We start from the raw sequence: 24,961 nt of genomic DNA on the forward strand, positions 1-24,961 counted from the left end.
TCATGCACTGATCGCCTTGCTCATGCACTGGTCGCACCGGCGCGGTCAGGGTCGGCGCGTCTCGCCCATCGTGTCGGCGAACGCGTCGGGATCGCCGTCGAAGCCGTGTACGCCGGCCCGGAACTCCCAGGCTCCCGAATCGTCCCGGACGAACTCAGCGACCGTAGCCGCGGTGGCGACGAGGACACCGCCGAAGTCGTCCGTGGCCAGGTCCGTGTACCCCTCCCGGATGCGCAGGCCCGGGTTGGCCACGTCGCCGAAGGTCCGGTCCTCGGTGGGCTGCTGTATGGCGACGCCCACGACCACGCGCGCGTACCGGGCGTCGAGCCGCTCCAGCTCCAGCGTCATGATCTCGTCGAAACCGAAGCCCTTGCCGTCCTTGCTGTCCCGGTTGAGATAGATCGTCCCGTCGGGGGAGCGGCTGTCGAAGTGCACCACGTACGACGGGCGGCCGTACGGATCGTCGGCCGGATAGGTCCCGGCGACGAGGTCCAGGTCGGCGGGTGGCTGCCCCGCCGGACTCGGGTCCCACCGCAGCGCGACCTCGACCTTGCGCATGCCCTTGCTGAGGCCGTTCACAGACTTCCCCTTCCCAGGTCCCCGCCCTGCCCGGCCATTTGAACTGCCGAGCGGTGACGGCCTGTTGTCCATCCTGCCACGCACAGAGACAGAGGTGCGGGCAAGCGGTCCTCCGGAGAGTGACCGGTGCCACGTTCCCTGGCCTTACCATGGCGCGGTGCTGGTCAAGTGGATTCGCTGCACCGTGGTGGACCGCCGCGGTTTCGAGCGGGGGCAGCGGAAGTGGGCGGGGCTTCCGGGGGAGCCGGGTTTTCGGGGACAGGGGGGTGGCTGGAGCCGGGGACGGCCTGACGTGGCGCACGTCTTCGCCTTCTGGGAGAGCCGTGCCTTTTACGACTCCTTCATGGCCCGCTCCCACGACAGGCTGGCCTCCGCCCAGGTGGGCACCTTCAAGGACGCCCAGGTCAGGCTCTTCGACTACCGGTTCGACGTGAAGACCGGCTTCGAGCCGCGCTTCACCGACGCCGACCTGCTGCGGGTGGCGCTGTGCCGCGTCCACGAGGAGCGGGCCGAGCACTACGTCCTCATGCAGGAGAAGGTCTGGAACCCGGCGATGGCCGGCTCGCCCGGAATGATCCGCGGCCTGTTCGGCGAGGCGCCGGGGAACGGGTACAACGAGTACCTGGTGCTGTCCATGTGGCTGTCGGCCGCCGAGCACGGCAAGTACCGCACCGAGCGGGTGGAGCGGCTCGCCCTGCGCGCCCAGACGGAGGCGGACGTCGCGGCGCTGACCGGGGACATCATTCGACTGGAACCCTCCTGGACCGTCTGAGATCCGCACTTCGCCTGTCCTCGCCCACGTGTGGAATCTGTGTGACGTACGCCGTATGGGGCCCGTACGAGTGCTTGGTTCCACCTGTCTCGATCTAGGGTTCTGGCATGGCACGACCACGGCGCATCGTTCTTGTCCGGCACGGCGAATCGACCGGCAACGTCGATGACACCGTGTACGAGCGCGAACCCGACCACGCGCTGGCCCTCACCGACCGGGGCCGGACGCAGGCGGAGGAGACCGGCAAGGGGCTGCGCGAGGTGTTCGGCCGCGAGCGTGTCAGCGTGTACGTCTCCCCGTACCGCCGCACCCACGAGACGCTCCGCGCCTTCCACCTCGACCCCGAACTCATACGGATACGCGAGGAGCCCCGGCTGCGTGAGCAGGACTGGGGCAACTGGCAGGACCGCGACGACGTGCGCCTCCAGAAGGCCTACCGCGACGCCTACGGGCACTTCTTCTACCGCTTCGCCCAGGGCGAGTCCGGTGCCGACGTGTACGACCGGGTCGGCGGCTTCCTGGAGAGCCTGTTCCGCAGCTTCGAGGACCCCGACCATCCGCCGAACGTACTCCTGGTGACCCATGGACTCGCCATGAGGCTGTTCTGCATGCGGTGGTTCCACTGGACGGTCGCCGAGTTCGAGTCGCTGTCCAACCCGGGGAACGCCGAGATGCGGATGCTCGTTCTCGGTGAGGACGGCAGGTACACCCTTGACCGGCCCTTCGAACGCTGGCGAGATCCGGAACCGTACGGGATCACCGGATAGAGTGGCAGGGCGATGACCGCTCATTCATCTCCTGACGGGCGCCTGGACCGGGCCCTGTCCAGCCTGCGCGGCCTTTCGGTGGGCGACGCGCTGGGCTCACAGTTCTTCGTACCCGCGAACTACCCGCGGCTCAAGCGCCGCGAGCTGCCGCCCGGCACCTGGCAGTGGACCGACGACACGGAAATGGCCTGCTCCGTGGTCTCCGTCCTGGCCACCCACCACCGCATCGACCAGGACGCGCTGGCGCTCTCCTTCGCCCGGCACCACGACTTCGACCGCGGTTACGGCCCCGCGGTCAACCGGCTGCTGCGGCTGGTCCGGGAAGGCGGCGACTGGCGCGAGCTGGCCGCGGCGCTGTTCAACGGGCAGGGCTCCTGGGGCAACGGCGCCGCCATGCGTATCGCGCCACTCGGCGCCTGGTACGCGGACGATCCGGAACAGGCGACCCACCAGGCGGAGATCTCGGCCTACCCGACACATCAGCACCGTGAAGCGGTTGTCGGCGCCATGGCCGTCGCGGCGGCGGCGTCGCTGGCCGCGGACCCGGCCGGCCCGCCCAGTGCGCACGCCCTCCTCGACGGGGTGATCGCACTGGTGCCGAAGAGCGCGGTGGGCGCAGGCCTGCGACGCGCCCGGGACATGCTCGACTACGGCGACGCGGCCACCGTCGCGGCGGTACTGGGCTGTGGGCGGCGTACGACCGCGCATGACACGGTCCCCTTCGCCCTCTGGTCCGCCGCCCGCGCCCTCGGGGCGTACGAGACCGCGTTCTGGACGACCTCCCAGGTCGGCGGTGATGTGGACACGACCTGCGCCATCGTGGGCGGGGTGATCGCGGCCGGCAAGGCGGGGGCGCCGCCGGCCGAGTGGGCGGGGCGGGTCGAGGCGTTGCCCTCCTGGATGACGGCGTCGGCTGGATGACGGCGTCGGCCTGACGGCTCCGCCCGGAAACTCTCCGTGTGCGACGGGAACTCTCCGTGACCACTTGCTCGTTGTCGTGACAATCGCTGTGTGAGGCCTCGGCCCTGCACAGGCCGGGAAGGTCATGAGGGGGTGGGACGTGGGGGCGCTGTCGGTGTTCGTCGCAATGATGCCCGTCGTGCCCGTCGTGCCCGTCGTGCCCGTCGTGCCCGTCGTGCCCGTCGTCCTGGCCGGTCGGCCGGGAGGGCCGGCGGCCGCGTGCCGAGGGGGTCTGGCCCGGCGAGCGTGTGGGACGCCCGCCGGTGTGCCCCGCCCGGCCCGCGGTGTCGCAGGGTCAGCCCACCCCCGGACCGGCCGAGCCGGACAGGGCCTCCAGGTCGCTCTTGCGTACCCGGATCACCAACCACGCCGTGGCCAGGGCGAGTACGGCCATGGCGGCGGCCGGGATGAAGGCGGCCGAGATGCCCTGTGCCAGCACGTCGTGCGCCCAGGGCGCCGGCAGCTGGTGGGTCTGGGCGAACTCCGCCTGCTGTTGCGGCGAAGCGTTGGTGAGGAAGTCCGGCACCTGCTTCTCCGCCTCGTTCTTGCTGGCCGTGCCGAAGACCGTCGTCAGAATGGCGAGGCCGATCGATCCGCCCACCTGCTGCATCGCGTTCAGCAGGCCGGACGCCGCACCCGCCTCGTGCTGGGCGACCCCGGAGACCGCGGTCAGCGTCAGTGTCACGAAGTTCAGCCCCATGCCGAAGCCGAAGATCAGCATCGGCCCCAGGATCCCGCCGACGTACGAGCTGTCGGAGCTGATGAGGGCCTGCCAGCCGAGCCCGAGCGCCGCGAGCGCCGAGCCGACGAGCATGAACGGTTTCGGACCGAAGACGGGCAGGAACCGCTGCGACAGACCCGCACCGAGCGCGATCACGACCGTGACCGGCAGGAAGGCCAGACCGGCCTCGATGGGGGTGTAGCCCAGCACGTTCTGCACGAACAGCACGATGTAGAAGAACATGCCGAACATCGCCGCGGCCAGGCTCAGCATGATCACGTACGTGCCGGAGCGGTTGCGGTCGGCGAACATCTTCAGCGGGGTGATCGGTTCCTTGGCCCGCGACTCGATGAAGACGAAGGCCAGCAGCAGCACCGCCGCGGCCGCGAAGGAACCGATGGTCAGGTTGTCCCGCCAGCCCTCGTCCGCGGCCCGGATGAAGCCGTAGACGAGGGATGCCATACCCGCCGTCGAGGTCACCGCCCCGGCGATGTCGAAGCGGCCGGAGTGCCGTTCGGACTCGCTGATGTACAGCGGGGCGAGCACGGCGATCAGCACACCGATGGGCACGTTGACGAAGAGCACCCAGCGCCAGTCGAGCCACTCGGTGAGCATGCCGCCCGCCAGCAGGCCGATGGCGCCGCCGCCCGCGGAGACGGCCGCGAAGACGCCGAAGGCCCGGTTGCGTTCTGGCCCCTCGGGGAAGGTGGTGGTTATGAGGGCGAGCGACGTGGGCGACGCGATCGCGCCTCCCATACCTTGCAGGACACGCGCCGCCAGCAGCTGCCAGGGTTCCTGGGCGAAGCCGCCGAGCAGCGAGGCGAAGGTGAACAGCAGGATGCCGGTCATGAAGACCCGGCGCCGGCCGAGGATGTCACCGGCTCGGCCGCCGAGCAGGAGCAGGCCGCCGAAGGTGAGCGTGTAAGCGCTGACGACCCAGGTGAGGTCGGTGGTGCTGAACTTGAGCGCGTCTTGAATGTGCGGGAGCGCGATGTTCACAATCGTCGCGTCGAGTACCACCATGAGTTGGCAGGCCGCGATGACCGCGAGTGCGATGCCGGGATGCCCCTCCCGGCGGGCCGCTCCCGGCTTCTGGTCTTTGATCAGAGAAGAGGCTGTCACAATGTGTCCCCCACGAATGACTTAGTGAACGCTCGCGTTCACTGTTGTTCAACGTTAGTGACTCGCAGACAGTGAACGCAGCCGTTCACTTAGTGCCTTGCTGTGCACCTCGTCCCCCGTTGAGGTCGCGCGGTGCGTCACTTATCCCCGAATACCCGTTTTTCCCGCTTTCTGGAGATCCTCGACATGGTTGCTTCGTACTGCGTGGCCGCCTCCGCCGAGACGTCCTCCCATCGGCGTGGTGCGGTCCTGGAGCGCGCGATCCTCGAGGCTGCGCTGGATCAGCTCGGCACCGTCGGCTGGAACGGCCTGACGATGGAGGGTGTGCCCGCGGGCGCGCAGACCGGCAAGGCGGCCGTCTATCGCCGGTGGCCTGCTGGAGCTGTGCCGCAGGGCGCGCGACGCGATGTTCTCCCGGCCTGGCTTCGCACTGCGTTCGGTGATTCACGAATGCGACAACATGCAGGCCGAGCGCTTCCATGCGGTGATCATCAAGGGTGTGGTCGAGCCGACCCCCGAGATGCTCTGCAAGGTCATCGACCGTGGAATAGAGCGGGGAGAGGTACGACGCGACGCGGCCAACGGATACGTCTTCGACGCCATCCCGGCGATGATGATGTACCGCTCGAAGATTTGTGCAAGTGAATGAGCGGACCAGGAGCTGGAGGAAATGATCGACCAGTTGACGGTCCCGCTGCTGCGGCCCGACGGCGCCTGATCCCGGCCTCCGGGAGCCCCGGTCCCGATTGGGGAACCGGGGTGTCGCCGGAGGTTCGCAGCGGCGTACGCTAGGGGCGCCATGCCGTACGAACCACCTACTCACACCGTCGAGCGCTCTCTGCGCGCCACGACCGGAGCGAAGGTCATTGCCGGTGTCGACGAGGTGGGGCGCGGTGCGTGGGCCGGTCCGGTCACCGTCTGCGCCGCGATCACCGGACTGCGTCGGCCCCCGGTCGGCCTGACCGACTCCAAGCTGCTCACCATCAAGCGACGCACCGAACTCGCCTTGGAGTTGCGGACCTGGGTCACGTCCTACGCCCTGGGGCACGCCTCCCCGGAGGAGATCGACGCACTGGGGATGACCGCCGCCCTGCGACTGGCGGCGGTGCGAGCCCTGGAAACCCTGCCGGTGCGCCCCGAAGCCGTCATCCTCGACGGCAAGCACGACTATCTCGGGGTGCCTTGGCGGGTTCGCACGGTGATCAAGGGCGACCAGTCCTGCGTCGCCGTCGCGGCGGCCTCGGTGCTCGCCAAGGTCCAGCGCGACAAAATGATGGCCGAACTGGGTGTCGACCATGCAGACTTCGGTTTTGCGGACAACGCCGGGTATCCGTCGCCCGTGCACAGGGCCGCACTGGAGGAGCGGGGCCCCACCCCGCACCACCGGTTGTCGTGGGCGTATCTTGATGCGCTGCCCCAGTGGCGGCACCTCAAGAAGGTCCGCAGTTGGGTGGACGGAAGCGTTCCGGAAATCGAGGGTCAGCTCGGATTCGATTTCTGACGGTTCCGCTCGCAGGTATGTGCCACCCGCCGACGCGAGCCGCACCAACGTTTGATAAATATCAGCTCATGCCTCTCATTCCCGAGGAGCCTCAGATTCACGAGAAGGCCCAGGGTCCCCGCGCCACTCCGGCCAGTGGCCGCACCGCGCCGACCCCCCGCCCCGTACCCGGCCCCCGTCCCGCGGCTCCGCCGCGCCCCGGCCGTCCCGGCCCGGTGCGGCCGGCACCGCCGGCGCAACGCGCGTCGCGAGACACGGCCGAGGCCAAACCCGGACCCTCGGGTCCGGCCACTCCGGCCACTCCGGCAGCCCCCCCGGCCGCCCCGCAGATCCAGTTGATCCCGGCCACGCCCGACGGCGCGCTCGACGCCGCCGAAGAGGCCGTGGACCTGCTGCTGGACTCGGGTCGTACCCCGGGTGACGTGCTGGTGATCACCACCGGCGACCCCCACCCGTGGGCGGCCCACGAACTGTCCTTCGGCGACGCCTCCTACTGGGCGCAGCACGACGCGGGCGACGACGTCTTCTACACCGACGCCGCCGTCGCGGACCGTGCCGTGTCGCGGGCCGTGGTCGTGGTGGCGCTCAACGGTGGCCCGGAAGCCGCCGCTGTCACCGCCCTGACCGTGGCCCACTCCCGGGCCGGCGCCCTGCTGATCGTCTGCGGAGACCCGCAGCGGATCAACTCGGTGCTGGGCGCGGGCGTCTGAGCCCGCTCCGCCGGGTTCGGCGGACGTCGGTGTGACGCAGGGGGGTGCCGGACCGGAGCCCTCGCACGGTGGCGGCTTCGGTGTGCCCGGCGCACCCGACGTCCTTCGACGCGCGCGGGCTCCCCGCACGACGAGCGAAGGCGGGCGGAACTGGTGGGCGTGCCCGCCTGGACGGCAGCGGCGGACGGCTCGTGCCGCGTCCTGTCACCGGTCGGGCCGTCCCGTCGCGGTCCCCGGACCCGCCGCTCCCGTGGCGCTCAGCGGGCCGCCGCGCGGCGCAGGACGTCCGACGCGACACCGCCGGTGCGCGGGGGCGGAGGCGGCGTGTCCGACGTGGCGAAGGGCTCCGGCACCGACGTCGCGTTCGGCCGGCGCCCGCCGCGGCCCTCGCCGAGGACCTGCCAGCCGTCCCGGGTGAGTGTGATGTACGCGCCGCAGCGCAGCCCGTGCAGCGTGCAGGCGTCCCGCAGCCCCCACATCCAGGCGCCGTCCTCCTCCGTCCAACGCGCGTCGCCTTCACGGCAGTAGAGCAGCACGGCGGTGCGCACCGGTGTGCGGCGCCGCAGATCGTGCGGGATGACACGGCGCAACTGGGAGAGCAGCGCGTTGCGGAACATCCATCCGTCGGCTGGGGAGCGGCGGCTGGTGAACGAGGCGCTGGCGCGCAGTCGTTCGTCCGGATCGAGTACGGCCACGACCGCCGTCGCCGGCTTGGGGCGGTGCCGCGAGTGCAGCCCGCTGACGACCTCCCGAGGATTGCGCAGCAGCGGGATTCCGGCGGCGGCCCACTCGGCCGGTTCGAGCATGCGAGTGGCGGAAACGGCGGACGACGAAAACGAGGCGGCCGAGGACGGAGCGAATCCGAAGGTCACGTTCCTCCCTTCGGCTACGCGCCCACACTGCGGGCAGGGTCGGATTCGGGGAGCGCGCACCGCAGTGAAGCCCTGCCGGATCACGGGAGGGCCGTGCGGGGAGCGGACTTCAATTCTTCCTGTCGAACTTGGATGCGGCAACGAGCAATTGAGACCGACGACCGTTATCGACTGATGTGCGTTCTATATCCCTACCCGGAGCGCCGCCTGGTGACGCACGGGACGCGGCACGTGCAACGGCTGCGGAGCGGGCGGCGACGGGCGGCGTGGCGGCTGATTCGCCGATTGTCAGTGCCATCGGGTTGCATGGAGACATGGACCATCAGGAGCTCCGCACCGAAGCAGACGCCGTCCTCGCCGAGCTCGTCGGTGACCCAGAGGGCTCCGCACGGCTGCGTGAGGACCAGTGGCAGGCGGTGGCGGCCCTGGTGGAGGAGCACCGGCGCGCGCTGGTGGTGCAGCGCACCGGCTGGGGCAAGTCGGCGGTGTACTTCGTTGCCACCGCACTGCTGCGTCGGCGTGGTGCGGGCCCCACGGTGATCATTTCCCCGCTGCTGGCGCTGATGCGCAACCAGGTCGAGTCGGCGGCACGGGCGGGAATCCAGGCGCGCACGATCAACTCGGCCAACCCGGAGGAGTGGGAAACGATCTACGGGGAGGTCGAGCGGGGTGAGACCGACGTTCTCCTGGTGAGCCCCGAGCGTCTCAATTCCGTGGACTTCCGCGATCAAGTACTGCCGAAGCTCGCGGCTACGACCGGCCTGCTCGTGGTGGACGAGGCGCACTGCATCTCCGACTGGGGCCACGACTTCCGCCCCGACTACCGTCGGTTGCGCACCATGCTCGCCGAGCTGCCGGCCGGGGTTCCGGTCCTGGCCACCACCGCGACCGCCAACGCGCGGGTCACGGCCGATGTGGCGGAGCAGCTGGGCACGGGGGGCGGGGACGCTCTGGTGCTGAGGGGGCCGCTCGACCGGGAGAGTCTTCGCCTCGGTGTGCTCCAGTTGCCGGACGCGGCGCATCGCCTGGCGTGGCTGGGGGAGCGGCTGGGGGAGCTGCCTGGTTCCGGGATCATCTACACGCTGACGGTGGCAGCGGCGGAGGAGGTCGCGGCGTTCCTGCGGCAGCGGGGGCATCCGGTGGCCTCCTACACCGGGAAGACGGAGAACGCCGACAGGTTGCAGGCGGAGGAGGACCTGCTGGCGAACCGGGTGAAGGCGCTGGTGGCGACCTCGGCGCTCGGTATGGGCTTCGACAAGCCCGACCTGGGGTTCGTCGTGCACCTCGGGTCGCCCTCGTCCCCGATCGCCTACTACCAGCAGGTGGGGCGTGCGGGGCGCGGCGTGGACCATGCCGATGTCCTGCTGCTGCCGGGACGGGAGGACGAGGCGATCTGGGCGTACTTCGCTTCGGTGGGCTTCCCGCCGGAGGAGCAGGTGCGGCGCACGCTGGCGGTGCTGGAGGAAGCGGGTCGTCCCTTGTCGCTGCCGGCGCTGGAGCCGTTGGTGGACCTTCGCCGTTCCCGGCTGGAGACGATGTTGAAGGTCCTGGACGTGGACGGTGCGGTCAAGCGCGTCAAGGGGGGTTGGACCGCGACGGGACAGCCGTGGGCGTACGACGCGGAACGGTACGCGTGGGTGGCCCGGCAGCGGCAGGCGGAGCAGCAGGCCATGCGGGACTACGTGGCGACCACGGGGTGCCGGATGGAGTTCTTGCAGCGGCAGCTCGACGACGAGAAGGCGGTCCCGTGCGGTCGCTGCGACACCTGCGCCGGGCCCTGGCTCGACCCCGCCGTCTCCTCCGCGGCCCTCACGGCGGCGACGGGCGAGCTGGACCGCCCGGGGGTGGAGGTCGAGCCCCGCAAGATGTGGCCGACCGGGCTGGCCGCGGTGGGCATGGACCTCAAGGGCCGCATCCCCGTGGGCCGCCAGGCGGTCACAGGGCGTGCGCTGGGGAGGCTGTCGGACATCGGCTGGGGCAACCGCCTGCGGCCGCTCCTGTCGGCGCAGGCGGCGGACGGGCCGGTCCCGGACGACGTGCTGGACGCCGTCGTGACGGTGCTGGCCGACTGGGCCCGCTCGCCGGGCGGCTGGGCGAGCGGTACTCCTGACGCGGTGGCGAGGCCCGTGGGCATCGTCGCCATGCCCTCCCGCGCCCGCCCCCAGCTGGTCGGCTCCCTGGCCCAGGGCGTGGCACGGGTCGGCAGACTCCCGCTGCTGGGCAGCCTCGCCCACACCCCGCACGCCGACGAGCACGCCGCCCACCGCAGCAACTCCGCCCAGCGGCTGCGCGCCCTGGCGGAGTCGTTCACCGTGCCCGACGAACTGGCCGCGGCCCTGGCCGGCGCCCCCGGCCCCGTCCTCCTCGTCGACGACTACACCGACTCCGGCTGGACCCTGGCCGTGGGCGCACGTCTCCTGCGCGAGGCCGGTGCCGCCGAGGTGCTCCCGCTCGTTCTCGCCGTGGCCGGATAGCCGGATAGCCGGATAGCCGGATAGCCGGATAGCAGGTCAGCCGGATACACGTCACGCCGCCGGGTCGGGCGGGGTGACGTGTCGCTGATGGTAGTTATCCACAGGTAAAAGCGGAACTTCCCGATTCGCGAGATCGTCAGTCCATGACGAACCACAGCGAAACGACTGGATCCTCCGAGAACGGCGACATCTCGGGCGCCGCGGAGCCCGGCCGGGCGGACGGCACCTCGCACGACGGCCCTGGAGACGAACACCAGGTCACTCTGCGCACCCCCGCCGAACTGGCCGACGCCCTGCCGTATCTGCTCGGGTACCGCCCCGAGGACAGCATCGTCCTGGCCGCCCTGCGCGACAGGGACGGCCGGGGCCGTTTCGGCGGACGGGCGAGGCTCGGCATCCCCGCGAGCCCGGACGACTGGGCGGGTGCGGCCGGACAACTGGTTCACGGCCTGGTCACCGGAAGCGAGCGGCGAGGGGTCCGGCCCGAGCAGATGGTCGCCTACCTCTGCCAGGAGCCGGCCCGGGGCGAGACCGGCCGGGAGGTGATGGAGCGATTGCGGCCGCTGGCCCAGAAACTGCGCGTCGAGTGCGGTGCCCTCGAGGTGCCCGTGGTCGAAGCCCTGTGCATTTCGGCCGGGCGTTTCTGGTCGTACTGCTGTGACGACCAGGTCTGCTGTCCGGACGAGGGCGTCCCCATGGGACTGCCGGGTACGTCGGTGCTGGCCGCGGCGGCCACCTACGCCGGTCTCCAGGTGCGCGGTTCGCTCAGTGAGCTGCGGGCCAGGCTGCTTCCCGTCGAGAACGTGGTGGTCGAGCAGGTGGCCGCCCTGGACGCCGCCGCCACGACGCTGGTCTCCAGGATCCTGGACGCCGTAGGCCGCTCGGACGTGGCCGAGGAGACGCTGCGGACGGCGGAGCGGGTCATGCGACGCCTCGCCGGGGCCCCGCCCGTGTCCGGCATGCCGGCCCAGGACCTGCGTGACGACCAACTGCTCGGGCACGACGAGGCGGCGGCGCTGATCCTCGGACTCCAGGACCGTACGACACGCGACCGCGCGGCCGCATGGATGGAGGGTGACGAAGCGGGACCCGCGATGCGCCTCTGGCGGGCGCTGGCACGCCGCTGCGTCGGGCCGTACGGCGAACACGCGGCCGCGCCCCTCACCCTCGCCGGATGGGTCGCCTGGTCCACCGGTGACGAACTGGAGGCCCGGGAGGCCCTGGCCATGGCCCTCGGCGCGGATCCTGACTATCTCTTCGCCCGGCTCCTGCACCAGGCGTGCAACGAGGGTCTCGATCCCGAGTCGATCCGCTGCTGCCTGCGCGAGGGCAGGGACGGCGGCGGGGGCACGGCGGACGGCGCTTCGGACGGTGACGGGCACAGTGGCGCGCCGACGGAGCGAGAGTCCACCGAGCCCTCGCCCGCGCCGCCGCCCGGCCGCCGGCGCCGCTCGCGCTCCCTCGCCTCGGCCAACGGCGTCCGTCGCCGTGGGAGGGCGCAGGACCGCGAGTCCGGCGCGAGGGTCGTGCGTCCCCGCACTCCGTCCGGGACCGAACGCCCCGGGACCGCACGGCAGGGCCAGACCCCTTCTCGCGCCTCCATGGCACGGCCGCCGGGCCGAAAGGGCGCCTGCCCGGAAGGGGCGCCTACGGCAGAGCGCGGGACCGAAGGGACCGAGAGCGGCAGCGAGCGCCCTTGAAGCGGGCGGGCGCCGGTGCGTCCCGGTAGGGAGCGTGCCCCTGGGAGAGTTCGCACGACCGAGGTCCAAGAGCTGGCTGCCGGGCAGCGATCATGCGCATGACCTGGTATGACGTGGCCTCGCGCGGCCCTTCGGGCAGGTGGCGGGAGGCGTGCGGAGCGGAAGTGGATCAGCGCCCGAAGCGGTTGGTGAAGGGAGTGTTTATCGTCAGGCAGACGACTATGATCGCCGCATGCCCTACGACCCGTCAGCCTTTCCGCCCTTCGCCGTCACTGTGGACCTGGTCGTGCTGACCGTGCGCCGCCACTCCCTGTGCGCGCTGGCGGTGCGCAGGGGCGAGCCGCCGTTCCAGGGCCGCTGGGCCCTGCCCGGCGGGTTCGTGCGGGCCGACGAGAACCTGGCGCAGGCGGCAGCGCGGGAGCTGGCCGAGGAGACCGGGCTGTGTGTCCACGACCCGGCGGCGCCGCCCCAGGACAACGGCGCCCACCTGGAACAGCTCGCGACCTACGGCGACCCCGGGCGGGATCCGCGGATGCGGGTGGTCAGCGTCGCGCACCTCGCACTCGCGCCCGACCTGCCCGCACCGCGGGCGGGCGGTGACGCCAGCAACGCCCGCTGGGCTCCGGTCGAGGAACTGCTGGAACAGAGTGGCTACGGCCGCGTCGACGAGGCGGTGGCACCGCTCGCCTTCGACCACGCCCAGATCCTGGCGGACGGGGTGGAGCGAGCCCGCTCCAAGATCGAGTACTCGTCGCTGGCCACCGCGTTCTGCCCGCCCGAGTTCACCGTCGGCGAGTTGCGCCGCGTCTACGAGGCGGTGTGGAGCGTGGCGCTCGACCCCCGCAACTTCCACCGCAAGGTGACGGGGACTCCGGGCTTCCTCGTCCCCACCGGCGGGACGACCACCCGCCAGGGCGGCCGTCCCGCCCAGCTCTTCCGCGCGGGCGGCGCCACCCTCCTCAACCCCCCGATGCTGCGTCCCGAGGTGTGACGCCGAGCCAGGGCGGGGGCGCCGTGCCCGGTAACCGGTGCGATAGGCCGTGCGATGCCCGAAAAACCGGATATGGCACGCTATCTTGCTACGGGTGATCCAGGCCTTCGGACTGACCAGCAACCCCCGCAAGGAGCTTCCGCCCGCCGTCGACGACGTCTCGTTCGAGGCGCGCGCGGGCCGCGTCACCGCACTGCTCGGAGCATCGGGCGCCGGCAAGACGACGGCACTCAGACTCATGCTCGAACTCCAACGCGGCCGGGGTCTCACCTACTTCAGAGGCCGCCCCCTGCACCGCATCGCCCACCCCTCGCGCGAGGTCGGTGTGCTGCTCGGAGACGTCCCGGGGCACCCGGCCCGTACGGTGCGCGGCCATCTCCGCATGCTCTGCGCGGCGGCCGGCGTCCCGGTCCGCAGGGCCGACGAAGTCCTGGAGTCGGTCGGTCTCGTGAGCTTGCGCGACGAACGCCTCGGCACCCTCTCCCGGGGCATGGACCGACGCCTCGGACTGGCCTGCGCCCTGGTGCCCGACCCGCACACCCTGGTCTTCGACGACCCCGCCGGCGCACTCTCCGCCCGTGAGGCCCGTACGCTCCACGGCGTGCTGCGTGCCCACGCCGCCCAGGGAGGCACCGTCCTGTTCAGCACGGCAGACCCCAAGGAGGCCGCACACAACGCCGACCACGTCGTCACCCTGGAGCGGGGCAGAGTCGTCGCCGACCAGGAGGCCGCGGACTTCTCCCGTACCCGGCTGCGCCCCCGTGTCGCCGTCCGCAGTCCGCACGCGGTCCGTCTCGCTGCCCTCCTGGCCAAGGAGGCGCGCGCGGCACGCCGTTCCGTCGAGGTCGTACGCGAGGGCGGCAACCGGCTCGCGGTATACGGGAGTACGTGCGCTGACATCGGCGAGTCCGCCTTCCGCCACGGGATCCTCGTACACCAACTGGCCGACGAGATCGGTGACATGGGTCCTGGAGCCGGTGCGGTTCCCGCGGCCCGGCAACAGGAGACGGACGGCGTTCGGGTGCGGGACGTCGAGAGGCCGGGTGGCACCCGCCCGTCGCCCGCGGGACCACCGCACCCGGCCTCCGCCGACTCGGTGGAGACCGACCCGCTCAGGTCCCCCGGCGCCGTCGGTCCGCGGCCCGGCGGCCCCTCGTCGCCTCCAGCCGACGCCGCGCAGTCGGCTCCCGACGACGGACGACCCCTTGGGAGTCCGGGGCATGCCTCCCCCGCCACAGACGCCGCCACAGACACCGGCGCGGACGGTTCCGCGCCCGGCGCCGCCCTCCATAGAGCCCCTGGGCCCCGCCACGCCCTCGCACCCGCCGCGGCCTCCGCCTCCGCCTCCGCCTCCGCCTCCGCCTCCGCCAAGCATTTCGAACTGCGCGAGGCCCCGGCGGCCGAAACCGCTCAAGGCCAGCGCCCGTTCGCCGTCCTCGTCCCCGGCACGGCGAAGTCCCGGGAAACGGCCTCCGCGCTTCCGCCCCCCATCTCCGTCCGCTCCGCCCCCAGCCCGCTCCGTCCGCTCCGCTACGAACTCCGTCGTGCGGCGGGTGTCAGTACTGGGTTCATCACCGGCGCGGCCGTACTCGTCGTGTCCGCGGTCACCGCCGTGGTCCTGGCCCGCGTCGGACACACGCCCCAGGCGCGGCTCCTGGCCGCGTGGCCGCGGGAGCTCCCGCTGCCGCCCGCGGCGCTGGGGGCGGGGTTGCTCGGCGCGCTCGCCTTCGGCGACGAGTTCCGCCACCCCGCCCTCGCGGCGGACCGCGGTACGGTGCCCCGCCGAATGGGACTGCTGACCGCCAAACTCCTCGTCTCCGCGGCCGTCGGTATGGTGCTGGCCACCCTGACGGTGGGCTGCGACGCCGAAGTGCTGCGTCTGTTCTACGGACAGGAGCTCGCGGAGGTTCCCGCCGACTGGCCCGCGCTGAGCGCCGGTTGGCTCGGGCTCGTGATCGGGTGCGCGTGGTCCGGCGTGCTCGCCGCGGGTGTCTTCCGGTCCACCACCGCCGGGCTGGCGGCGGTGGTCGCCGTTCCGGTCGTCGTCGTACCACTCGTACAGAAGGCCTGGGAGGGCCCGTCCGTACGGACGGCCGCCGGCTTCCCGATGCGGGTGCGCGAGGTCCTCCTGACGCAGTGGCCCTTCGGTGGTGAGCGGTACGTGGCGGACGTGCTGCGCCTGGTCGTCCAACCGGTCGGCGGCGCAATGACGTTGTCACTGACCGCTCTGCTCTGCGCCTATCTGCTCATGACCTTGCGCAGCAAGGTTTGAGGACGGGTGTCTCACGCTTCCGTTCCGACCGTGTGCGCAACTCCCCGGGGAAAGCCCATTTCTTTCCGATAAGGCGTCAATTGCGACGGGGTGAGCGATCACCCTTTCGTGTGCTTTTCACCAAAGACCTCAAGGGAGTTGGGAACGGCGCCGACAAAGGATGCGTGAGTACCCTTGCGCACACCATGATGACCGCCGCCCGCTCCGCCGACTCCGGCCTCGCGAACCCGGGCGAACTCGACCGCTACCCGTACGCCGAGACGCCCCCCGTCGACCGCGTCGGGGCGCCCTCCTGGGAAGGGGTGGAGCCCGAGCTGGGCCGCGTGGGCCGGCGCACCACGGGCAACCGTGGCCGCGGACTGCACGGGCAACTCGTCCAGCAGCTGGGCCAGATGATCGTTTCGGGCGACCTCGGTGCCGACCGCCCGCTGGTGCCGGAGGAGATCGGCCAGCGTTTCGAGGTCTCCCGCACCGTGGTCCGTGAGTCCCTTCGTGTACTGGAGGCGAAGGGCCTGGTCAGTGCCCGTCCGAACGTCGGCACGCGTGTGCGTCCCGTCAGCGACTGGAACCTCCTCGATCCGGACATCATCGAATGGCGTGCCTTCGGGCCGCAGCGTGACGACCAGCGCCGCGAGCTGAGCGAGCTGCGCTGGACGATCGAGCCGCTCGCCGCGCGCCTGGCCGCCGGGCACGGGCGCGAGGACGTCCAGCAGCGGCTCTCCGACATGGTCGGGATCATGGGCCATGCGATGGGGCAGGGCGACGCCCTCACCTTCTCGCGTGCCGATGCCGAGTTCCACACCCTGCTCATCCAGATCGCGGGCAACCGGATGCTGGACCACCTCTCGGGGATCGTCTCCGCCGCCCTCCATGTCTCCGGTGGCCCGGTCACGGGCTGTGACCGGCCGAACGACGTGTCGCTGGCACAGCACGGCAGGATCGTCGACGCCCTCGCCACCGGGGACGGCGCGGCGGCCGAGTCGGCCATGCGTCAACTTCTGACCGTCCACCCCGAGGTGGAACGCGTGGTGCCCGCCCCCCGCGAGCACTGACCGCCTTCCGCCGGAACGGCGGGGGCCGGGCACGCCAAACCCCTCCTGTGGCAGTGGCCGGTCGTTCGCCGTCACCGTCGGACCCCGTGGAGTCACCAGCGACTCCACGGGGTCCGACGGTGTGATGAGAGGCTGAGCCTCCCAGCGCGGCCGGGATGCACGAGTTGATGACCTTGTTTATCCGTGTCTGACCGATTTTGATCGCTTACGGGGTGTGACTCGGGCCACGCGGATTGGGCGTAACGCTCTTGGGAACAACACGATGACCTAAGAGGTGACAGCCGCGGAGGGAATACGGACGCCGTTCACGGCGCTGTGCATCTCCCCGGCCCGCCCGCACCGTCGGCCCATCCCCAAGCCGGTGGTCGGCTCCAGTCCACCGTGGACGGGGCCGGAAGCCGTTTTTCAACGTTCCGAGAGGTTGTTCGTGTCGGCCAGCACATCCCGTACGCTCCCGCCGGAGATCGCCGATTCCGTCTCTGTGATGGCGCTCATCGAGCGGGGAAAGGCTGAGGGGCAGATCGCCGGCGATGACGTGCGTCGGGCCTTCGAAGCTGACCAGATTCCGGCCACTCAGTGGAAGAACGTACTGCGCAGCCTCAACCAGATCCTCGAGGAAGAGGGTGTGACGCTGATGGTCAGTGCCGCAGAGCCCAAGCGCACCCGAAAGAGCGTCGCAGCGAAGAGTCCCGCCAAGCGCACCGCCACGAAGGCGGTCGCGGCGAAGGCGGTGACCAGCAGGAAGGCCACCGCCCCTGCCCCCGCCCCGACGGCGCCCGCCACCGAGCCGGCCGTCGAGGAAGAGGCGCCCGCCAAGAAGGCGGCGGCCAAGAAGGCGACCGCCAAGAAGGCGGCAGCGAAGAAGACGACCGCCAAGAAGACGGCGGCCAAGAAGACCACGGCCAAGAAGGAAGACGGCGAGCTTCTCGAGGACGAGGCGGCCGAGGAGCCGAAGGCCGCGACCGAGGAGCCCGAGGGCACCGAGAATGCGGGCTTCGTGCTGTCCGACGAGGACGAGGACGACGCTCCGGCCCAGCAGGTCGCCGCGGCCGGCGCCACCGCCGACCCGGTCAAGGACTACCTGAAGCAGATCGGCAAGGTTCCCCTGCTCAACGCCGAGCAGGAGGTCGAACTCGCCAAGCGCATCGAGGCGGGCCTGTTCGCCGAGGACAAGCTGGCGAACTCCGACAAGCTCGCGCCCAAGCTCAAGCGCGAGCTGGAGATCATCGCCGAGGACGGCCGCCGCGCCAAGAACCACCTGCTGGAGGCCAACCTCCGTCTGGTGGTCTCCCTGGCCAAGCGCTACACCGGCCGCGGCATGCTCTTCCTGGACCTTATCCAGGAGGGCAACCTCGGTCTGATCCGCGCGGTGGAGAAGTTCGACTACACCAAGGGCTACAAGTTCTCCACGTACGCCACCTGGTGGATCCGTCAGGCGATCACCCGCGCGATGGCCGACCAGGCCCGCACCATCCGTATCCCGGTGCACATGGTCGAGGTCATCAACAAGCTCGCGCGCGTGCAGCGCCAGATGCTCCAGGACCTGGGCCGCGAGCCCACCCCGGAGGAGCTGGCCAAGGAACTCGACATGACCCCGGAGAAGGTCATCGAGGTCCAGAAGTACGGTCGTGAGCCCATCTCGCTGCACACCCCGCTGGGCGAGGACGGCGACAGCGAGTTCGGCGACCTCATCGAGGACTCCGAGGCAGTCGTCCCGGCCGACGCGGTCAGCTTCACACTCCTGCAGGAGCAGCTGCACTCCGTCCTCGACACCCTGTCCGAGCGCGAGGCGGGCGTCGTCTCCATGCGCTTCGGTCTCACCGACGGTCAGCCGAAGACCCTCGACGAGATCGGCAAGGTGTACGGCGTCACGCGCGAGCGCATCCGCCAGATCGAGTCGAAGACCATGTCGAAGCTGCGTCACCCGTCGCGCTCCCAGGTGCTGCGCGACTACCTCGACTAGGTCGCGGCAGTACGAGCGACAAGGCCCGGTCCCGCCAGGTGCGGAACCGGGCCTTCGCGCTGGGCAGCGGGTGCGCGGCACGGCGCACTGGATCACTGTGGGTGTCTCATGACCACCTAGGAGTGAGGAGCCCGCATGCGTCGTCTCTTTGCCCGGGCACTGGCCCGGCCGCTGGTCCTGGCGGCCGCCGCGACCGCGATACCGCTGGGGTCCGCCGCCCCCGCGGCCGCCGACAGCATCGTCGTCGGAGGCTTTCCGGTCGAAGTGTCCGACAGTCCGTGGACCGTCGCCCTGTCCAGTCGTGACCGGTTCGGAGGTACGCGGGCGGGACAGTTCTGCGGGGGAGTGGCCGTCGGCCGGACCACCGTGCTCACGGCGGCCCACTGTCTGGGGGAGGAGGTTCTCGGGTCGCCGCCGGAGCAGGTGGACGACCTGAGGGTCATCGCCGGCCGGACCGATCTGCTGTCGGACCAGGGCCGGGAGATCCCCGTCCGTGCCGTCTGGGTGAACCCGGAGTATGACGGCGTCAGCAACGCCGGCGACTTCGCGGTGCTCACCCTTTCCCAAGCTCTTCCCGCCGACTCGGTCATAGGGATGGCGGCGGACGGTGACCCCGCGTACACGCCGGACACCGGAGCTCTCGTCTACGGCTGGGGGGACACCTCGGGTGCCGGGGACTACGCGAACGGCCTGCGGGCGGCTCGGGTGCGCGTGCTTCCCGACGCATCCTGCGAGCGGGCCTATCCGGGAAGCGACGACGGGCGCTATCTCTCCGGCACCATGCTCTGTGCCGGGGAGGACGCCGGAGGCCGTGACGCCTGCCAGGGCGACAGCGGCGGACCGCTGGTCGGCCGGGGTCGGCTCATCGGTCTCGTGTCCTGGGGGAGCGGCTGCGGACGCCCGGGCAGTCCCGGGGTGTACACGCGCGTCTCCTCGATAGTGCGGACGCTGGGCTGGGACACTGCCACGCGGCAGCGCGAGGGCGTCTGACGGCCACTGAGAGCCTTCTGGGCACGAGCACGGGCGGCCGCCTCCGTGGTCCGGAGGCGGCCGCCCGCTCATCGGCCTGTGCCGAGTCGGCTCGTCGTCGGGCGCGTAGTGTCAGCGCTCTTCCTCGGCGGAAGATTCCGGAACGGCCGTCAGCCGCTCCGTCTCGTCCTGTATCTCAGCGGCGATCTTCTTGAGTTCCGGCTCGAACTTGCGACCGTGGTGGGCGCAGAAGAGCAGTTCTCCGCCGCTCAGCAGGACGACGCGCAGGTATGCCTGGGCGCCGCAGCGGTCGCAGCGATCAGCGGCCGTCAGCGGGCTTGCGGAAGTCAGAACAGTAGTCACGTCGCCTCTTCTCTAGCTCGACGAGCTGTCGTACCAGGGTCAACATCCAACCAGCCCCAAAACGTTCCCGCTCGTGGCTTTTCCTCGAAAAAACTTTCCGAGGGGTCGGCTGTTGCCGATTGGCGGCGAATGTGCCGTATTGCGTGTCTCTGTGTCGTACGGGTTCGCGCAGTCGGTCAGTGTCGGTCCCGCCGGCTGGGTTGCCGGTTTGTTCATGAGGACGTGCCCGGAGCCTAAATGGTTCATGCGTCGAAGGGAACGTGATGTGTACTTCACCCCATCGAGGGATCGAACAGGCATACGACCCTGGACTAGGGTGAGTCCGTGACGAGGGTGGCGTTACAACGGCTCTACCAGGCCTCGGTACCCTCTGACCGGTGAACCGAGCCGCGCCCTTACCCAGCGGGGCCCCATCTGAAATTCAGCGAGGAGCGAACCGCGTGACCGCCGAGACATCCGTGCCGTCCACTGCGCTGCTGGCAGGAGCAGACCGGGACGGATCCAATTACACCGCGCGGCACCTGCTCGTCCTCGAGGGGCTCGAGGCCGTACGCAAGCGCCCGGGCATGTACATCGGATCCACCGACAGCCGTGGCCTGATGCACTGCCTGTGGGAGATCATCGACAACTCCGTCGACGAGGCCCTGGGTGGTTACTGCGACCACATCGAGGTGATCCTCCACGACGACGCCTCGGTGGAGGTCCGGGACAACGGCCGGGGCATCCCGGTCGACGTCGAGCCCAAGACCGGCCTGTCCGGCGTCGAGGTCGTCATGACCAAGCTGCACGCCGGCGGCAAGTTCGGCGGCGGCGCCTACGCCGCCTCCGGCGGTCTGCACGGCGTCGGCGCCTCCGTGGTGAACGCCCTGTCCGCCCGCCTCGACGTCGAGGTGGACCTCGGCGGGCACACCCACGCCATCAGTTTCCGGCGCGGAGTCCCGGGCGCGTTCGCGGGAGCGGGCCCGGACGCCAAGTTCGAGGCCGGGAACGGGATGCGCAAGGCCAAGAAGATCCCCAAGAGCCGCAGCGGTACGCGTACGAGGTACTGGGCCGACCGTCAGATCTTCCTCAAGGACGCGAAGCTCTCCCTCGACACGCTGCACCAGCGGGCCCGCCAGACCGCGTTCCTGGTGCCCGGCCTGACCATCGTCGTCCGCGACGAGCTCGGCCTCGGCGACGGCGGCAGCAAGGGCGAGGAGTCCTTCCGCTTCGACGGCGGCATCAGTGAGTTCTGCGAGTTCCTGGCCGGTGACAGGCCCGTCTGCGACGTCCTCCGCTTCACCGGGCAGGGCAGCTTCAAGGAGACGGTCCCGGTCCTGGACGAGGACGGCCAGATGACGCCCACCGAGGTCACCCGCGACCTCGCTGTCGACGTCGCGATGCGCTGGGGCACCGGTTACGACACCACCCTCAGGTCCTTCGTCAACATCATCGCCACGCCCAAGGGCGGCACCCACGTCGCCGGCTTCGAGCAGGCGGTGGCCAAGACGATGAACGAGGTGCTGCGGACCAAGAAGATGCTGCGCGTCGCCGAGGACGACATCGTCAAGGACGACGCCCTCGAGGGGCTCACGGCCGTCGTGACGGTCCGCCTCGCCGAGCCGCAGTTCGAGGGCCAGACCAAGGAGGTCCTCGGCACCTCGGCGGCCCGCCGTATCGTGAACAACGTCATCACCAAGGAACTCAAGGCGTTCCTGACCTCCACCAAGCGCGACGCGGCCCAGCAGGCGCGGGTGGTCATGGAGAAGGCCGTCGCCGCGGCCCGTACCCGCATTGCCGCCCGCCAGCACAAGGACGCCCAGCGCCGCAAGACGGCCCTGGAGTCCTCCTCGCTGCCCGCGAAGCTCGCCGACTGCCGCAGCGACGACGTCGACCGCAGCGAGCTGTTCATCGTCGAGGGAGACTCCGCGCTGGGTACGGCGAAGCTCGCCCGGAACTCCGAGTTCCAGGCACTGCTGCCGATCCGCGGCAAGATCCTGAACGTCCAGAAGTCGTCCGTGACGGACATGCTGAAGAACGCCGAGTGCGGGGCGATCATCCAGGTCATAGGAGCCGGATCCGGCCGTACCTTCGACATCGACGCGGCCCGCTACGGCAAGATCATCATGATGACCGACGCCGATGTGGACGGCTCCCACATCCGCACCCTGCTGCTGACCCTCTTCCACCGCTACATGCGGCCCATGGTGGAGGCGGGGCGGGTCTTCGCCGCCGTGCCGCCACTGCACCGCATCGAGCTCGTCCAGCCGAAGAAGGGCCAGGACAAGTACGTCTACACATACTCGGACCGTGAGCTGCGCGACAAGCTCATGGAGTTCCAGAGCAAGAACATCCGGTACAAGGACTCGATCCAGCGCTACAAGGGCCTGGGCGAGATGGACGCCGACCAGCTGGCGGAGACGACCATGGACCCCAGGCGCCGCACCCTGCGCCGGATCAACCTCACCGACCTGGAGTCCGCGGAGCAGGTCTTCGATCTCCTGATGGGCAACGACGTCGCACCGCGCAAGGAATTCATCTCCAACTCGGCGGCGACGCTGGACAGGTCGCGCATCGACGCGTGATCACACTCAGTGATCGAACCGGGCCCGGGAGCGAGAACCGGGCCCGGTTCCCTGTATGGGCGTGCGTCCGGCACGCTCCGTCCACCCCTGGGTGGACTTCCGTGTCTCGCGGGCTCCACCCATGATCCACCCGGGCTCCGATCCCGTGACCTCGCCGTTTCCGTAACGTCGAAGGCGTCGGCGGATCCGCCGCCGGCATCACCTTCTTCCGCTCACGGAGGCACGATGTCCGGGCTCGTCGACGCGTTGGTGATCACGGCGGTGGCCGGCGTGGTGATCGCCCGGCAGTTCCGCGCAAGCCGGATCGACACCGACCGGCGCTGGTGGGTGCTGCCCGTGGTGCTGGGCATCGTCGCCCTTCGCGAACCGGGCGTGATCGACGCCCACCACCACACCGCTTCCGTGCTGCTGCTCGCCGCCGAGATACTCATCGGCCTGATCACCGGAGCGGGCTGGGCCTGGACCACCCGGATCTGGGTCGAGGCGGACGGTGCGGTGTGGAGCAGAGGTAGCCGGGCGAGCGTCGCGGTGTGGATGATCGGCATCGCGCTGCGCGCCGGTCTCTTCGGGGTCGGCGCGGCCCTGGAAGTGCGCCAGGACAGCTCCGCCCTCCTGCTCGCCCTCGCGGCGACCCTACTGGTCCGGTCCGGCCTCCTGGCCTGGCGCGTTCAGGCCACGCGTCCGGTTGGGACGCCCGGTCCCGCGTACGGTGACGCCGTGTCCCGGCCCACCTGGAAGGAGCCCGCGTGACGGAGAACGTCTGGACGAGGTGGCCTTCCAGGGAGGCGCTTCTGCACGAGGGGATCTCCCGTCCCCGGCGCCTGCTCGCCTGGGCGGTGCGTGCGGTGGTGTTCGGGGTGCTGCTTTGGGGCGCGTTCACCAGCAGCCCTCTGCACGGGTGGGGCGCGGTCGCTGCGGCCGTGGGTCTGCTGGTCGCCGTCGGCGTGGCATGGGCCTTCTTCCGGACCACGCTCGCGCACCGGTTGTGGCCGTCCCTGGCCCTCGTCGCCGTGATGCTCGCGATCGCGGCCGTCGTCCAGCCCGTCGGCCTCCGGGTCCCCGCACTGGTCATCTGGTGCGGCTGCGCCGTCCTGGCCCTGGAACGGCTGCCCATCGCGGCCGCGCTGCCCGTGGCCTCGGCGGGCCTGGTCTCCTACGCCCTGATCAGCGACGACGCATGGCTGACCTCGGCGGCGACGGCGGGAGGACTGGCTCTGGCCGGATACGTCCTGAGACTCGACGCCGAGGCACGGGGGAACGCACAGCGGCTGCTGACCCAGGAGCGGGCCGCCCGGGCGGCCGAGGCGCAGTCCGCGGCGCTCGCGGAACGGGCCCGCATCGCACGGGAGATCCACGACGTGCTGGCGCACAGCCTCTCGGCCCAGATGGTGCACCTGGAGGCGGCCCGGTTGCTGATCGAGCGGGACGCGGACCGGCAGCAGATCCTCGACCGGGTGGTGGCCGCCCGGGGGATGGCCCGCGACGGGCTCGCCGAGACCCGGCAGGCGCTGTCCGCGCTGCGCGGCGAGCTGACGCCGCTGGAGGACTTCCTTGCCTGCCTCGTCGACACGGCCGAGGGCGATGCCGAGGTCACCATTACGGGGGATCGCAGACCGCTGCCGGCCGAGGCGTCGCAGGCCGTGCGCAGGGTCGCCCAGGAGGCGCTGACGAACGCCCGCAGGCACGCCCCCGGCGCCAGAGTGCGGGTGCGGCTGGACTACGGCGCCCACGAAGTGCTGTTGGACGTGCGGGACTCGGGAGGCTCGTCCGGTGAACCCACCGGCACCGGAGGTGGGTACGGTCTGCTGGGCATGCGGGAGCGTGCCGAATTGCTGGGCGGCTCGCTGCGGGCAGGTCCGGGCGAGGAGGGGTTCGTGGTGACGTTGAAGGTGCCCGTATGACGGAGGAGGCAGGGCAGAGCCCGGCACGGGTGGTGGTCGCGGACGATCAGACCGTTGTGCGGGAGGGGATCGTGATGCTGCTGGGACTGCTGCCCGGAGTGGAGGTCGTGGGCGCAGCCGGCGACGGAGAGGAGGCGGTGCGCCTAGTCGCCGAACTCGCTCCGGACGTGGTGCTGATGGACCTGCGCATGCCCAGGTGCGACGGGGTGGAGGCCACCCGCCGCATCCGGGCCGAACACCCCGCGACACAGATCGTCGTGCTGACGACGTACGCGGACGACGAGTCACTCTTCCCCGCGTTGAGGGCGGGCGCGCGCGGCTACCTCACCAAGGACGCCGGCGGCGACGAGATCGTCCGGGCGGTGCACAGCGTCCTGTCCGGAGATGCGGGACTCGCCCCGAGCATCCAGCGGCGGTTGCTGGAGCGCCTGTCCGAGTCCGAGCCGCGGCGGGAGGGGCCGCCCGAGCCACCGGACGGGCTCACCACCCGGGAGACCGAGGTGCTGGTGCTCATCGCCGAGGGGCTCAACAACCACCAGATCGCGAGCAGACTCCACGTCTCCACGGCGACGGTGAAGACCCACATCAACAACCTGTTCTCCAAGACAGGCATCAAGGACCGTGCTCAGGCGGTGCGTTACGCCTATGGGAAGGGGCTGGTGCGGCCACCAGGGGGATGAATCACCTGATGGGGTGAAGTGCGTGGGG

At 70.6% G+C, this 24,961-nt stretch carries 20 protein-coding genes and 1 pseudogene; 17 read left to right on the plus strand and 4 right to left on the minus strand.

Annotated elements, in window-relative coordinates; translation table 11 throughout:
* Positions 1-45: 45 nt before the first annotated feature.
* Positions 46-579 carry a TerD family protein gene (locus ACGH7X_RS28830; RefSeq protein ID WP_399890051.1) on the minus strand — a complete coding sequence of 178 codons (534 nt, stop codon included), beginning with the start codon at positions 577-579 and terminating at the stop codon, positions 46-48.
* Positions 580-736: 157 nt separating this feature from the next.
* On the opposite strand from ACGH7X_RS28830, the gene ACGH7X_RS28835 reads away from it, so the two are divergent.
* From ACGH7X_RS28835 to ACGH7X_RS28845, 3 genes are all read left to right on the plus strand, one after another.
* Positions 737-1,351 (plus strand): YdbC family protein, encoded by a 615-nt coding sequence (locus ACGH7X_RS28835; RefSeq protein WP_399890055.1) that lies wholly within the window; start codon positions 737-739, stop codon positions 1,349-1,351.
* A 107-nt stretch (positions 1,352-1,458) separates the two neighbouring features.
* On the plus strand, positions 1,459-2,118 hold the full coding sequence (locus ACGH7X_RS28840; RefSeq protein WP_399890058.1) for a histidine phosphatase family protein: 660 nt from the start codon (positions 1,459-1,461) through the stop codon (positions 2,116-2,118).
* A 12-nt stretch (positions 2,119-2,130) separates the two neighbouring features.
* Entirely contained in the window at positions 2,131-3,039 is a 909-nt protein-coding gene (locus ACGH7X_RS28845; protein ID WP_399890061.1) for an ADP-ribosylglycohydrolase family protein, read from the plus strand.
* 334 nt (positions 3,040-3,373) lie between these two features.
* Here ACGH7X_RS28845 and ACGH7X_RS28850 read toward each other — a convergent pair whose 3' ends face one another.
* Positions 3,374-4,921, minus strand: a complete 1,548-nt coding sequence (locus tag ACGH7X_RS28850; RefSeq protein ID WP_399890064.1) for an MFS transporter — start codon at positions 4,919-4,921, stop codon at positions 3,374-3,376.
* A 186-nt stretch (positions 4,922-5,107) separates the two neighbouring features.
* On the opposite strand from ACGH7X_RS28850, the pseudogene ACGH7X_RS28855 reads away from it, so the two are divergent.
* The 3 genes and pseudogenes from ACGH7X_RS28855 (at position 5,108) to ACGH7X_RS28865 (ending at position 7,132) form a co-directional block, all read left to right on the plus strand.
* A pseudogene (locus ACGH7X_RS28855) lies at positions 5,108-5,639 on the plus strand (TetR/AcrR family transcriptional regulator C-terminal ligand-binding domain-containing protein).
* An 81-nt stretch (positions 5,640-5,720) separates the two neighbouring features.
* A complete protein-coding gene (locus ACGH7X_RS28860) occupies positions 5,721-6,422 on the plus strand; it encodes a ribonuclease HII (protein ID WP_399890067.1) in 702 nt (233 codons plus the stop codon).
* A 68-nt stretch (positions 6,423-6,490) separates the two neighbouring features.
* Positions 6,491-7,132 (plus strand): hypothetical protein, encoded by a 642-nt coding sequence (locus ACGH7X_RS28865; protein ID WP_399890070.1) that lies wholly within the window; start codon positions 6,491-6,493, stop codon positions 7,130-7,132.
* Between the two features lie 257 nt (positions 7,133-7,389).
* Here ACGH7X_RS28865 and ACGH7X_RS28870 read toward each other — a convergent pair whose 3' ends face one another.
* The gene (locus tag ACGH7X_RS28870; RefSeq protein WP_399890073.1) at positions 7,390-8,004 is read right to left on the minus strand and encodes a hypothetical protein; all 615 of its coding nucleotides are present in this window, start codon (positions 8,002-8,004) and stop codon (positions 7,390-7,392) included.
* Between the two features lie 314 nt (positions 8,005-8,318).
* Here ACGH7X_RS28870 and ACGH7X_RS28875 point away from each other — a divergent pair, with 314 nt between their 5' ends.
* From ACGH7X_RS28875 to ACGH7X_RS28905, 7 genes are all read left to right on the plus strand, one after another.
* The gene (locus ACGH7X_RS28875; RefSeq protein WP_399890076.1) at positions 8,319-10,478 is read left to right on the plus strand and encodes a RecQ family ATP-dependent DNA helicase; all 2,160 of its coding nucleotides are present in this window, start codon (positions 8,319-8,321) and stop codon (positions 10,476-10,478) included.
* 143 nt (positions 10,479-10,621) lie between these two features.
* The gene (locus tag ACGH7X_RS28880) at positions 10,622-12,178 is read left to right on the plus strand and encodes a DUF4192 domain-containing protein (RefSeq protein WP_399890079.1); all 1,557 of its coding nucleotides are present in this window, start codon (positions 10,622-10,624) and stop codon (positions 12,176-12,178) included.
* 232 nt (positions 12,179-12,410) lie between these two features.
* Positions 12,411-13,169, plus strand: a complete 759-nt coding sequence (locus ACGH7X_RS28885; protein WP_399890082.1) for an NUDIX domain-containing protein — start codon at positions 12,411-12,413, stop codon at positions 13,167-13,169.
* Positions 13,170-13,263: 94 nt separating this feature from the next.
* Positions 13,264-15,441 carry an ATP-binding cassette domain-containing protein gene (locus tag ACGH7X_RS28890; RefSeq protein WP_399890085.1) on the plus strand — a complete coding sequence of 726 codons (2,178 nt, stop codon included), beginning with the start codon at positions 13,264-13,266 and terminating at the stop codon, positions 15,439-15,441.
* Between the two features lie 164 nt (positions 15,442-15,605).
* Positions 15,606-16,493, plus strand: coding sequence for a sporulation transcriptional regulator WhiH (gene whiH, locus ACGH7X_RS28895; protein ID WP_399890088.1), 888 nt, complete (start codon positions 15,606-15,608; stop codon positions 16,491-16,493).
* A 427-nt stretch (positions 16,494-16,920) separates the two neighbouring features.
* Positions 16,921-18,456: an RNA polymerase sigma factor gene (locus ACGH7X_RS28900; protein ID WP_399890091.1), complete on the plus strand. Its 1,536-nt coding sequence runs from the start codon at positions 16,921-16,923 to the stop codon at positions 18,454-18,456.
* 135 nt (positions 18,457-18,591) lie between these two features.
* The gene (locus ACGH7X_RS28905) at positions 18,592-19,446 is read left to right on the plus strand and encodes a S1 family peptidase (protein WP_399890094.1); all 855 of its coding nucleotides are present in this window, start codon (positions 18,592-18,594) and stop codon (positions 19,444-19,446) included.
* A 111-nt stretch (positions 19,447-19,557) separates the two neighbouring features.
* On the opposite strand, the gene ACGH7X_RS28910 is transcribed toward ACGH7X_RS28905, so the two are convergent.
* Positions 19,558-19,788, minus strand: a complete 231-nt coding sequence (locus tag ACGH7X_RS28910; protein WP_031035360.1) for a hypothetical protein — start codon at positions 19,786-19,788, stop codon at positions 19,558-19,560.
* Positions 19,789-20,228: 440 nt separating this feature from the next.
* Here ACGH7X_RS28910 and ACGH7X_RS28915 point away from each other — a divergent pair, with 440 nt between their 5' ends.
* The 4 genes from ACGH7X_RS28915 to ACGH7X_RS28930 all read left to right on the plus strand — a co-directional run bounded on the left by ACGH7X_RS28915 (position 20,229) and on the right by ACGH7X_RS28930 (position 24,933).
* Positions 20,229-22,352 carry a type IIA DNA topoisomerase subunit B gene (locus ACGH7X_RS28915; RefSeq protein ID WP_399890098.1) on the plus strand — a complete coding sequence of 708 codons (2,124 nt, stop codon included), beginning with the start codon at positions 20,229-20,231 and terminating at the stop codon, positions 22,350-22,352.
* 225 nt (positions 22,353-22,577) lie between these two features.
* A complete protein-coding gene (locus ACGH7X_RS28920) occupies positions 22,578-23,102 on the plus strand; it encodes a DUF1453 domain-containing protein (protein ID WP_399890101.1) in 525 nt (174 codons plus the stop codon).
* Positions 23,099-24,253 (plus strand): sensor histidine kinase, encoded by a 1,155-nt coding sequence (locus tag ACGH7X_RS28925; protein WP_399890104.1) that lies wholly within the window; start codon positions 23,099-23,101, stop codon positions 24,251-24,253. Before ACGH7X_RS28920 ends, ACGH7X_RS28925 begins: the two co-directional genes overlap by 4 nt.
* The gene (locus ACGH7X_RS28930) at positions 24,250-24,933 is read left to right on the plus strand and encodes a response regulator (RefSeq protein WP_399890107.1); all 684 of its coding nucleotides are present in this window, start codon (positions 24,250-24,252) and stop codon (positions 24,931-24,933) included. The genes ACGH7X_RS28925 and ACGH7X_RS28930 overlap by 4 nt, the downstream gene beginning before the upstream one ends.
* Positions 24,934-24,961 lie beyond the last annotated feature (28 nt).

Source organism: Streptomyces sp. BBFR51 (assembly GCF_044591655.1).
Classification (GTDB): domain Bacteria; phylum Actinomycetota; class Actinomycetes; order Streptomycetales; family Streptomycetaceae; genus Streptomyces.

Excerpts from the sequence above, each read along its gene's own strand:
- ACGH7X_RS28840 (WP_399890058.1), top strand. The coding sequence starts at position 1,459 with ATGGCACGACCACGGCGCATCGTTCTTGTCCGGCACGGCGAATCGACC.
- ACGH7X_RS28845 (WP_399890061.1), top strand. The coding sequence starts at position 2,131 with ATGACCGCTCATTCATCTCCTGACGGGCGCCTGGACCGGGCCCTGTCC.
- ACGH7X_RS28860 (WP_399890067.1), top strand. The coding sequence starts at position 5,721 with ATGCCGTACGAACCACCTACTCACACCGTCGAGCGCTCTCTGCGCGCC.
- ACGH7X_RS28865 (WP_399890070.1), top strand. The coding sequence starts at position 6,491 with ATGCCTCTCATTCCCGAGGAGCCTCAGATTCACGAGAAGGCCCAGGGT.
- ACGH7X_RS28875 (WP_399890076.1), top strand. The coding sequence starts at position 8,319 with ATGGACCATCAGGAGCTCCGCACCGAAGCAGACGCCGTCCTCGCCGAG.
- ACGH7X_RS28880 (WP_399890079.1), top strand. The coding sequence starts at position 10,622 with ATGACGAACCACAGCGAAACGACTGGATCCTCCGAGAACGGCGACATC.
- ACGH7X_RS28885 (WP_399890082.1), top strand. The coding sequence starts at position 12,411 with ATGCCCTACGACCCGTCAGCCTTTCCGCCCTTCGCCGTCACTGTGGAC.
- ACGH7X_RS28905 (WP_399890094.1), top strand. The coding sequence starts at position 18,592 with ATGCGTCGTCTCTTTGCCCGGGCACTGGCCCGGCCGCTGGTCCTGGCG.
- ACGH7X_RS28920 (WP_399890101.1), top strand. The coding sequence starts at position 22,578 with ATGTCCGGGCTCGTCGACGCGTTGGTGATCACGGCGGTGGCCGGCGTG.
- ACGH7X_RS28930 (WP_399890107.1), top strand. The coding sequence starts at position 24,250 with ATGACGGAGGAGGCAGGGCAGAGCCCGGCACGGGTGGTGGTCGCGGAC.